This window comes from Acinetobacter sp. UBA3025, from assembly GCF_002367915.1.
In the GTDB taxonomy this organism is placed as follows: Bacteria; Pseudomonadota; Gammaproteobacteria; order Pseudomonadales; family Moraxellaceae; genus Acinetobacter.
Window position 1 is genome coordinate 1,763 of the sequence record NZ_DFDO01000222.1, and the last position, 10,338, is coordinate 12,100.

Annotated in this window: 10 protein-coding genes; 6 read left to right on the forward strand and 4 right to left on the reverse strand. The window is 42.3% G+C overall.

Annotated elements, in window-relative coordinates; translation table 11 throughout:
- Positions 1–131: 131 nt before the first annotated feature.
- The 3 genes from rarD to uvrB form a co-directional block, all read right to left on the reverse strand.
- Complete coding sequence (rarD, locus tag B4J23_RS09300) at positions 132–1,064, reverse strand: EamA family transporter RarD (protein ID WP_291360183.1); 933 nt, start codon at positions 1,062–1,064, stop codon at positions 132–134.
- 167 nt (positions 1,065–1,231) lie between these two features.
- A complete protein-coding gene (locus tag B4J23_RS09305; RefSeq protein ID WP_125278386.1) occupies positions 1,232–1,831 on the reverse strand; it encodes a lipocalin family protein in 600 nt (199 codons plus the stop codon).
- A 142-nt stretch (positions 1,832–1,973) separates the two neighbouring features.
- Positions 1,974–3,995 (reverse strand): excinuclease ABC subunit UvrB, encoded by a 2,022-nt coding sequence (uvrB, locus tag B4J23_RS09310; RefSeq protein ID WP_034170047.1) that lies wholly within the window; start codon positions 3,993–3,995, stop codon positions 1,974–1,976.
- Positions 3,996–4,334: 339 nt separating this feature from the next.
- Between uvrB and B4J23_RS09315 the strand changes: the two genes are divergently transcribed.
- Positions 4,335–5,123, forward strand: coding sequence for an A1S_2505 family phage non-structural protein (locus tag B4J23_RS09315; protein ID WP_034580895.1), 789 nt, complete (start codon positions 4,335–4,337; stop codon positions 5,121–5,123).
- A 57-nt stretch (positions 5,124–5,180) separates the two neighbouring features.
- On the opposite strand, the gene B4J23_RS09320 is transcribed toward B4J23_RS09315, so the two are convergent.
- Positions 5,181–5,360, reverse strand: coding sequence for a hypothetical protein (locus tag B4J23_RS09320; protein WP_004782731.1), 180 nt, complete (start codon positions 5,358–5,360; stop codon positions 5,181–5,183).
- A gap of 444 nt (positions 5,361–5,804) precedes the next feature.
- Here B4J23_RS09320 and B4J23_RS09325 point away from each other — a divergent pair, with 444 nt between their 5' ends.
- The 5 genes from B4J23_RS09325 to B4J23_RS09345 all read left to right on the forward strand — a co-directional run bounded on the left by B4J23_RS09325 (position 5,805) and on the right by B4J23_RS09345 (position 10,197).
- Entirely contained in the window at positions 5,805–6,899 is a 1,095-nt protein-coding gene (locus tag B4J23_RS09325; protein ID WP_125278384.1) for an OmpW/AlkL family protein, read from the forward strand.
- A gap of 181 nt (positions 6,900–7,080) precedes the next feature.
- Positions 7,081–8,295 carry an MFS transporter gene (locus B4J23_RS09330; protein WP_125278383.1) on the forward strand — a complete coding sequence of 405 codons (1,215 nt, stop codon included), beginning with the start codon at positions 7,081–7,083 and terminating at the stop codon, positions 8,293–8,295.
- Positions 8,288–8,422, forward strand: coding sequence for a hypothetical protein (locus B4J23_RS09335; protein WP_257218399.1), 135 nt, complete (start codon positions 8,288–8,290; stop codon positions 8,420–8,422). Before B4J23_RS09330 ends, B4J23_RS09335 begins: the two co-directional genes overlap by 8 nt.
- Before the next feature lie 185 nt (positions 8,423–8,607).
- On the forward strand, positions 8,608–9,567 hold the full coding sequence (locus tag B4J23_RS09340; RefSeq protein ID WP_125278382.1) for a TauD/TfdA dioxygenase family protein: 960 nt from the start codon (positions 8,608–8,610) through the stop codon (positions 9,565–9,567).
- A gap of 300 nt (positions 9,568–9,867) precedes the next feature.
- Positions 9,868–10,197: a four-helix bundle copper-binding protein gene (locus B4J23_RS09345; protein WP_125278381.1), complete on the forward strand. Its 330-nt coding sequence runs from the start codon at positions 9,868–9,870 to the stop codon at positions 10,195–10,197.
- The last annotated feature ends 141 nt before the right edge of the window (positions 10,198–10,338 follow it).

The window sequence follows — 10,338 nt, forward strand, 5'->3', positions numbered from 1 at the left end:
TATATTCACTATAAATTTTGAAAATAATTGTAATTAGTCAGATGAGTTTGCATTTAAAATTTGAAAATTCCTCTATTCCCTGTAAAAACCAGATTTTTGTTAAATGTTGTTTATTCAGCCAAATTTATCATTCAAGAATCTAAACGTTTCTGATAACGCTCTAAATTTTGTGCTAGTGTCAGGCGTCTTTCTCGTTGTTCAATAATGTGTAGTATACCTTCAATTACCAACAATACGACGGCCAGCCAGATCGGAAGATAGGTCAGCCATTCGCCGGCTTCAACCCGCTCCCCTAATGCCATAGACGCAAAAGCCAAAAGTACTGGCTCCAGATAGCTCAGCAGACCAAAAATTACGAAAGGCAGATAACGGCTTGCCAGAATATAACTACCTAAGCCTAAAGCACTTAAGAAGCCCAAACCCAACACTGCCAAGATGAGATGAGGGAAACTGACCATAAGCTTGAGAGAATCGCTATGTACAAAGCCCAGATAGAAAGCCACTGGCAGAATCAGACACAAGTCCCACCAGAATCCACCCAAGTGATCCGTACCAAAGCGACGGCGCAGGAAGAAATACAGTGGATAAGCCAAAGCCACATAGACCGTTTCCCAGGCGATCGAACCGATTCGCCAGATTTCATGTCCCACACCTAATATGGCCAGTGCGACTGCTGCCATCTGCCAGCGCGATAGTTTTTCCTTATAAAGCACACATCCGACCAGCACCATGACTAAGGGCAACAGGAAATATCCCAGGGATACCTGTAAACCACGGCCATTAATTGGTCCCCATAAAAAGAGCCACAGCTGTGTGGTACATAACAAGGAACTAATGATCAACCAGATCAGAAAAGCAGGTTGTTTGAGAATGCGTTTTAAAATTTGAGTGATATGGCTGAGGTCACTTGACCACCACATGAACGCAGTCAAAAATGGAATGGTCGCCAGCATCCGCCAGGCAAAGGTCTGTTCACTGTCTAAAGGCTGCAACAATGGCGTGAATATATAAAGAACACCAAATACCACTGATGCCAATACCGATAATGCAATGCCTTTATACATACTTCAAACCCAAGATTATTCCAGCACATTATAACGATTAGTCTAAAATAAAGCTTGAAGATTCATCTGACCAAAGGTGATAGCAAAGCTAAATATATGATTCAAAAAAGAGAAGCATTAAAAAACCATGCCGAAGCATGGTTTTTATACATAACCCGATTGGTCTTTTATTTTCTTGCCTTTTGGGTCTGTTTGGTATGAATCACATCACTCAAATCATAACCCACAGATTGCGCATATTGCAGGTATTCATTCACCACGTTCTGATCAAGTTGAGGATCACGTGACAATACCCACATATATTTACGTTTAGGCTCGCCGACCAGTACGGTTTGATAATTATCATCCAGTTTCAATACCCAATAATCGCCACGGCCCACTGGTAACCAGCGAATAAACTCTGGTAAGAAACTTACTTTGAGCTTGGTGTTATAAGGTGCATTCTGAATATATGCCTCACCTACGGATTGGGTTACCTGACCATTTTTCTGGATACAGCGGTTATCTACATTAACGTTACCATTTTCATTTAATGTATAAGTCGCCGTAACATCACGATCACATTTGTTCTGGAATGTAAGTGGCTTACGAGCCACTTCATACCAGGTGCCCAAATAACGGTCCAGTTCAACTTTCTCTACAGTGGGTAAAGAATCGTTCTTGGCATAAGCCATGGTTGCAGCCCCGAGTCCAAGTAGAACTGCACCACCCACTGCAATTTTTGCAAGTTTCAATCCCGCATGAGGGAGATTATTTTTAGTTGTCATACGATACCTATTTGATCAGGACAAAATTTTCAACATGAATATTTCGTACTTACAATAGCGGCATCCGCAGACATATTTTGTAGCATTATGTTAGGTTTGTGATTGATTTTACGTAATTTAAATCTGTAATTTACACACAGACCTAACTTAACATCTGCGCTTTTAAACGTAAAATTTCATCCCGTATACGTGCAGCCTGCTCAAACTGTAGTTCTTTTGAAGCCTTGAGCATTTCTTTTTCCAGTTTATTGATATGCTTCGCGAACATCTTTGGATCGGCCATGATATGGCGTTCATCTGCACTGATCGCACGGGCCTGATCGGAAGCTTTCAGCTCAATAGTTTCATCATCCAGCACTTCGCCTGTATCAATTTCCTTAATCACCTGACGTACTGCACTACGTGGTGTAATGCCATGCTCTTCATTAAACTGGATCTGTTTGGCACGACGGCGTTCAGTCTCATCAATAGCTTTTTGCATAGAATCGGTAATGCGATCCGCATACAAAATCGCTTTACCTTTCAAGTTACGCGCTGCACGACCAATGGTCTGGATCAGTGAACGCTCTGAACGCAGGAAACCTTCTTTATCCGCATCCAAAATCGCAACCAGTGAAACTTCTGGCATATCTAGACCTTCACGCAGCAGGTTAATGCCGACCAGAACATCGTGCACACCGGTACGCAGCTCATGAATAATTTTCACACGCTCTACGGTATCAATATCGGAGTGCAAATAGGCAACCTTGATTCCATATTCTTTTAAATAGGATGTCAGGTCTTCTGCCATGCGCTTGGTCAAGGTCGTCACCAGCACACGCTCATTCATTTCCTTACGGATATTGATTTCAGACAGTACATCATCGACCTGAGTCAGGACTGGACGGATTTCAATTTCCGGATCAATCAGACCGGTTGGACGAACCACCTGCTCGACCACCTGTTCAGATTTTTCCAGTTCATATCTTGCAGGTGTGGCACTGACGTACACGGTCGTCGGTACAATACGTTCCCATTCCTCAAATTTCATCGGACGGTTATCCAGCGCACTTGGCAAGCGGAAACCATAATTCACCAGATTTTCTTTACGGGAACGGTCACCTTTGTACATGGCTCCAATTTGTGGAACAGTCACGTGCGATTCATCAATAATCAGCAAGGCATCATCGGGTACATAATCAAAAAGCGTCGGCGGTGCTTCGCCTGCCGGACGACCCGATAAATGACGTGAATAGTTTTCGATCCCGTTGGTATAACCGAGCTGCTGCATCATTTCCAGATCATAACGGGTACGCTGCTCGATCCGCTGAGCTTCCAGCAACTTGTCATTTTCACGGAAAAAGACCAGACGTTCTTTTAACTCATCTCGAATCGTTTCAATCGCGCGAGCCAGATTGTCTTTAGGTGTTACATAGTGACTTTTAGGATAGATCGTGACACGCGGCACTTTACGGATCATTTTCCCGGTTAAAGGATCAAACCAGCGAATGGAGTCGACTTCATCATCAAACAGCTCAATCCGGATGGCATCCTGATCCGATTCGGCTGGGAAAATATCAATGATCTCACCACGAATACGATAGGTACCACGCAGGAATTCCAGTTCATTACGTGAATACTGCATTTCAACCAGACGGCGAATAATATCATCACGTCCAATACGGTCGCCTTCGACCACATGCAGCAACATGCTCATATAGGCATTCGGATCACCCAGACCGTAAATCGCAGACACTGAAGCGACAATAATCGCATCGCGACGTTCTAATAAGGCACGCGTTGCCGAAAGACGCATCTGGTCAATGTGGTCATTAATCGCCGCATCTTTCTCGATAAAAGTATCAGAAGATGGCACATAGGCTTCTGGCTGATAGTAGTCATAATAACTGACGAAATATTCAACCGCATTATTCGGGAAAAATGCTTTAAATTCACCGTAGAGCTGTGCAGCCAGCGTTTTGTTATGGGCCATGACAATAGTCGGACGCTGGGTACGCGCGATGACATTGGCCATAGTATAGGTTTTACCTGAACCGGTAACCCCCAGCAAAAGCTGATCGTGATAGCCTTTTTCTATACCCTTGACCAGCTTTTCAATGGCCTGTGGCTGATCGCCAGCAGGTTGATAATTAGTCACCAGTTCAAAGGGTTGTTTATCACTCATAGCTTTAATCATTTCACTGCGGATATCGACTCAATTTATTATGGGGGTAAAATTGAATTACTCAATCCCTATCCAGGTTTCTGTTTAGTAAAATAAATCGAGTGAAATATTATGCTTTCGTAGCCTAGAACCATTTTAGTTCTAATCTTTTCTATCAAAATTGAATCAGTATAAGTTTTGATTCGGTTCCTTACCTCATTCTGGCTTATTCAATATTTAGCCAAAATTTCTGTATAAAGTTCTGCTTTATCTGATGAGGTAATAAAGATTAATTTCACCTTGACCCTTATAGCGTTCAAAGGCAACATGAAGCTAATCAGGACATCGAATAAAAAAGCCATGACTTACCATTATCACGATGAAAGTATTGTTAAATCTCTGCCAGAAAATACGGTATTTGTTTTCGGAAGCAACTTGGCTGGACAACATGCCGGAGGTGCAGCTCGAACAGCTTATGAGCATTTTGGGGCGGTTATGGGGGTTGGTCGTGGCTGGGCAGGTCAAAGTTATGCCATTCCGACTATGAATGAGCATTTGCAACAGATGCCTCTCTCACAGATCCAGCACTATATTGATGACTTCAAGATTTACACCAAGAACCATCCTAAAATTAAATATTTTATTACTTCGGTCGGTTGTGGCATTGCTGGTTATAAAGTCGAAGAGATCGCTCCAATGTTCAAAGGCATTTCTCACAATGTCATTTTTCCGCAATCTTTCCGGCCTTTTGTAGAAAAAGCGCTTCCGAAAATTACGTCGCAATTCCTGCATACCATCTTTCGGGATTCGGTGATTTTTACTCCGGCAACAGATGAGCTGATTGATGTTCTGGCACTGACCGATAATGAAAAGAGTCTGGCCAAGATTCTGCTTAACACTCAGATTTATCCGGTCGACAGCAATGGCCGTGATCGTGTATTTGAGATTGAAGATATTCTGCATAACCTGAATGGCAAGATTTTTGATTTCCAGAATAATTCTGAAGGTTCCATGCTGTTTGGTGCTGTGATTTTGGCACTTCTGGAACTTTATAATATCAATGAAAAAGACTTTATTGATGTCTGGAAAGGTGATCGTGAGATTGCCCCACCAAAACCTGAAAATAAAGCACGTAAAACAGTTCGCTAAGGTAGCTCCCAAATTTTACTCATAAAAAAGCCATGAACTTCATGGCTTTTTTATTTTTTAACGTTTGCCCATTGAACGGCGTGTACCACGAGGTGGCATCCAAGTCCGGTCGGCATAACGCTGCGGTTTAGGTCGTAGATCTTCCAGAACCTCATCTGAAGCAGATTGTTCTGCTTGTTTTAATGGAAACGGTAAATTAACCAAGGGCTTTTTCTTGGGAGAATTTTGGGAGCTCATGCGCAATACTCAATAATTTATGCGGCTATTGTACAAAAAAACTCTATCTGCTGTGTACCACCGGTTGGCTAAATTTATTCAAGCTTTTTCTAGTAGGTTTTGAGCAGAAAATTTTCTGATTTCTTGTACAAATCACGTCCAGGATAGAAAGCTTAAATCATTATTTAAAACTTAGATTAATGAGAAAAATGTTACCCACTTATTATTCTATTACTTCGATAAAACTGAAAATTGTATAAAAATTAATATCCTATTTATCTTCACTATTCATAATAATTTTTACATTGATATTTATTTTATTAATACAATTTAGACAAATTTTGGCATTTTCTACTTTCTGTTAACTTTTAACTACTCGTTCTTAACTGTGTAAATTGGTGAGATTTAACTAAATTGTTCAATAGAAAAACAAATAACTAGCACGGACAAGGAGTCCTCTGAACAATGAAGACAATCATGGTATGCATGGCAGGTCTAGCCACACTACCCCTGCTTGCACATGCAGAATCCCCATATTTCAGCCTACAGGATGGCGATGGCTTTAAGCGATTTTCCGTTTCAGTCGGTGCACTGCATGTCATGCCACAAGGAAAAGCACAACCATTTGCGGTAAATACAGCAGTTCAAGATGGTGAAACGGCTAAAGTTGGTGACATCTCGATCGCTGCAGTCAAAGGCAATCTTGATCCTGCCATGGAGTCGAATCTTTCAACCGGCTTCATTAACCTCATCGATGGCTTAGGCGGAAAAACTTTATCTGGCAATTTAAGTGGCAGTGCAGAGATTTATGGCTTGGAAAGCTGGAATAATGCTGGAACAGGTCTGGAAGCTGATGATGTCACTACACTCGGGATCATGACCAACTATTTCTTTACCGACAATGTCTCACTGGAAATAAAAGCCGGCATTCCTCCCAAAGTCGACTTGCAAGGTAAAGGCAAGATTTATGCACCATTCTCTGCAATGGCAACGCCAAGTATTGATTTAATTCCTCAAATACCGGGTGGCATTGATTTACCGAGTATTGACTTAAAAAATGACATCCCGATTACGGATCTGGAAGCATATGGACCGGCAGCATCTGCACGTGCCTGGACCCCGGCTTTTGAATTTCAGTACCATTTTGGCAAAACAGGTGTCAATAAATTCCGTCCTTATGTCGGGCTTGGACTCATGTATGCCTATTTTAATGAACTGGAAATCAATTCAAGTACTGAACAAGACCTGATTAAAGCCGGTCATATGATTGCCAACATTAAGGAAGGCAAAGCTGGCGCTTCTCTAGATGGGATAGAAAGTAGTGCTAATCCAAAAGTTGATCTGGAAGCGTCTGATGCTTTTGCTCCTGTCGCGACTGTCGGCTTCACTTATGACTTTAATGATACCTGGTTCGCGGTAGGTTCTGTATCTTATGCTCATCTGAAAAATGACACCACGATTACGGTAACAGATGCAAATCTAGGTGAACTGATTCGCTCCAAAGTCGATATTGAAGTCAATCCAATTCTGGCCTATGCCGGATTCGGGATGCGTTTCTAATCAATTAATTTTTTCATTAAAAAAACTGAATACTTCAGGACAACGGCTACGGCCGTTGTTCTGTTTTCTGACGTTCTATGCAGCTATAAAAAAAATTTATCGTTTGATTAATTTTTATTTTATCGCCTCTCTAGGTTGAATCGAATACTATACCTATCAACTTTATATGCATGAATGACTTATGGCTGACAGTCAATTTTCCAGAACCCTGATTTTTATGCTGATTGGCGCTGCCATTATTCTGGCTTTATCTTTGGGGATTCGTCATGCATTTGGCCTGTATCTGGTACCAATGAGTGAAGAATTTGGCTGGGGTCATAATGTCTTTAGTTTAGCCATTGCCATGCAGAATTTGATCTGGGGTGCTGTTCAACCCATTACTGGTGCCTTCGCTGACAAATATGGCAGCAAGATTGTCGTTGCCGTTGGCGGTGCCTTATATGCGCTTGGCCTGTTATTGATGGCTGTCAGTTCAACCGGATTATTGTTGAATCTCAGCGTCGGACTGATTTTAGGTCTGGCCTTATCTGCCACCTCTTTCCCGGTTTTATTATCTGCGGTTGGACGAGCTGCACCACCTGAAAAACGTAGTCTGGCGATGGGGATTGCCAGTGCAGCGGGTTCCTTTGGCCAGTTTATTATGCTGCCTTCAACATTATTACTTTTACAAAATGTCGGCTGGTCAGCAGCACTTGTCGTTAGCTCAATTTTAATCGCTTTGATTGTACCTTTGGCCTGGATGTTAAAAGCCCCGATGTATGTCGATCCGAATGCGACTCCTACACCGAATAAAGTTTCACTCAGCTTTAAAGAGATTTTAGTGGTAGTCAAAAACCATAAGCCATTCTGGTTTCTGGCGATGGGCTTTTTTGTCTGTGGCTTTCAGGTGGTCTTTATCGGGATTCACCTGCCAGGCTATCTGATTGATCATGGGTTCAATGCTACAACTGGCACCATTTTCCTGGCACTAGTGGGCCTGTTTAATGTTGTCGGTACCTATACGGCTGGCTGGCTCGGTGGAAAATATTCCAAACCACGTCTGCTAATGGGCTTATACGGTCTGCGCGGGCTTGCAATTATCGCCTTTCTGATGCTGCCTTTAAGCACCTGGACGGTCTATGCGTTTGGTGTCATCATGGGATTATTATGGCTTTCTACCGTACCACTGACCAACGGTATTGTTGCCAATATGTTTGGCGTGAAATATCTGACCATGCTCAGCGGGATTGTATTCTTTACCCATCAGGTCGGTTCATTCTTTGGCGGCTGGCTCGGCGGTGTAAACCATGACATGAGTGGCAATTATAATGCGGTATGGATGCTGTCGATTGCCTTAAGTATTTTTGGTGTACTGGTGCACTTATGGGTAAATGAGGAGCAAATCGTACATGACTGATTCCACCTTTCTGCTCAAGCTTTCCATTGCGATAGCAATGGTACTTCTCCTCGCTATTTCTCTATTGCTCTGGAGCCAGACTCCAGAACTGTTTGAGTACTTTAATCAGGCTTTTTGCGCACACTGATTGTCAAATATTTGACATTTTTCAGCAGCTTTAGGACTTTGTTTTGCCATTTTAATTAAAAGATATCAAATCAATCATTTAGATATTTTTATTAAGTTTTTCATAAGTTTAGCAATTCTTTTAATTTTATTTTTGCTCTGGTTTTTTTTAGATTTTCTGCAACAAGAAAATTCAGAGACTTTCCAATGACAAGCTTGACCCAACTTTCACAAGCCATTCACGATGCACCACGCTGGCATCAGCAAGATCAGTTCCAGAATACTGATGAAATCAAAATTGTCCCGCAGGCAGATCAAGCCCTAGGCGCAGTGGTTTATGGCCTCGATGCCCGTAAAGCCCAATCTGGCGAAACCATCCTGCGTCTGAAGCAGGCTCTGGCTGAACATTTGATCCTGATCTTTAAGAATCAAAGTCTGGATGATCTACAGTATCTGGCATTTGCCACCTATTTCGGTTCGATTTTCCGTCCAGATGCCGACACGCCAGTGCTGGCTTCTAAAACAGATACGGGCACTCCACCTGATGTCGTACCAGTTTCCAATGCAGTCGGTCAAGGGGATTACACCGGTCATGGTGAACTTGCACCGCATGCCGATCACCAGTGGACACCGTCACCTTCTTTTGGCTCTTTACTCTATGCCATTGAACTGCCAAAAGACGGTGGCCAGACGTCCTGGATCAATACCATCAAGGCTTATGAAGCCTTAGATGAAGAAACCAAAGCACAAATTAATCAATTACAGCTCATTACCTATAATCCATTTGTACGCTTCCAAAGCAACAAAGGTAGTAACGCTTATGCGGGCAATATGCCAAAATATCGCTTTAAAGATCAGCCAATTTTAGGTCATGCCTACCCCCACCCACTGGTACGCACCCATCCTGAATCTGGCCGTAAAGCACTTTGGTTAAATACCCATACCGAAGTTGAGCTGGTGAATTATGATGATCAGGCAGGCAGCGAACTGATTGCAAAATTACGTGAGCATGTCTTAAAACCTGAATTCGCTTATGAGCACAATTGGGAAGCAGGCGATATCGTATTCTGGGACAATCAGGTTACTCTACATTCACGCCGTCCTTTCCCTGCTGATCAGCGCCGTTTATTAAAACGTATCAGCCTGGCAGGTAGTCGTCCATTTTAATCACCATAAAAATATAATAAAGAGAAAGGTCATTTAAGCCTTCGACAATAACGACTCATCATGTAGATTTTCCGCCATTGAGGAATGACCGCCTCAATGGTTTTATTTTTAAATTTTTAGTCATCCTATTTTGGGAATATCAGGAGAGATGCTTTGAATTAAATTTTTTAGAAATACAGCTTTTAACAAAATCGGTAATTAGATTACTTTTTCTCACTCAAACTGCCTAGTGTATTTTTCCTTTTCTGCTTAGCGTATTAAAAAACAAGCGATTGCTATAGCTGCAAAAAGGAGGAGAAAATGAACGAGATTCAATTTTTAGATTGTGTCCGCGCATGTATGACTTGCTCGCTGGCCTGTACCAACTGTGCCAGTGCCTGCCTGAAAGAAGAACATTTAGAAATGATGCGGGAATGTATCCAGCGCTGTCTGGACTGTGCTGATCTGTGTCAGCTCTGCGCCCGCATGCAACAAAAGCAATCTCCATTTATCAAAGAGATTTGCGAGCTATGCGCTAAAGCTTGCGATTATTGTGTAGAAGAATGTGGCCATCATGAGGATGATCATTGCCAGCAATGTGCCGAAGCTTGCCGTCGCTGTGCTGAAGAATGCCGCAAAATGGCAGCCTAATTTCCAGCATTACTGACAAGATTGAATTTTTTCAATCTGAAAAATAAAAAAACCCGCAAGCCAAACCTGCGGGTTTTTGATCTAACCTGAATAAATCAAATTAGAATAAACGGTTCATACCATTCAAGGTTGCCACACGGT

Excerpts from the sequence above, each read along its gene's own strand:
- uvrB (WP_034170047.1), bottom strand. The coding sequence starts at position 3,995 with ATGAGTGATAAACAACCCTTTGAACTGGTGACTAATTATCAACCTGCT.
- B4J23_RS09330 (WP_125278383.1), top strand. The coding sequence starts at position 7,081 with ATGGCTGACAGTCAATTTTCCAGAACCCTGATTTTTATGCTGATTGGC.
- B4J23_RS09335 (WP_257218399.1), top strand. The coding sequence starts at position 8,288 with ATGACTGATTCCACCTTTCTGCTCAAGCTTTCCATTGCGATAGCAATG.
- B4J23_RS09305 (WP_125278386.1), bottom strand. The coding sequence starts at position 1,831 with ATGACAACTAAAAATAATCTCCCTCATGCGGGATTGAAACTTGCAAAA.
- B4J23_RS09345 (WP_125278381.1), top strand. The coding sequence starts at position 9,868 with ATGAACGAGATTCAATTTTTAGATTGTGTCCGCGCATGTATGACTTGC.
- B4J23_RS09325 (WP_125278384.1), top strand. The coding sequence starts at position 5,805 with ATGAAGACAATCATGGTATGCATGGCAGGTCTAGCCACACTACCCCTG.
- B4J23_RS09315 (WP_034580895.1), top strand. The coding sequence starts at position 4,335 with ATGACTTACCATTATCACGATGAAAGTATTGTTAAATCTCTGCCAGAA.
- B4J23_RS09340 (WP_125278382.1), top strand. The coding sequence starts at position 8,608 with ATGACAAGCTTGACCCAACTTTCACAAGCCATTCACGATGCACCACGC.
- B4J23_RS09320 (WP_004782731.1), bottom strand. The coding sequence starts at position 5,360 with ATGAGCTCCCAAAATTCTCCCAAGAAAAAGCCCTTGGTTAATTTACCG.
- rarD (WP_291360183.1), bottom strand. The coding sequence starts at position 1,064 with ATGTATAAAGGCATTGCATTATCGGTATTGGCATCAGTGGTATTTGGT.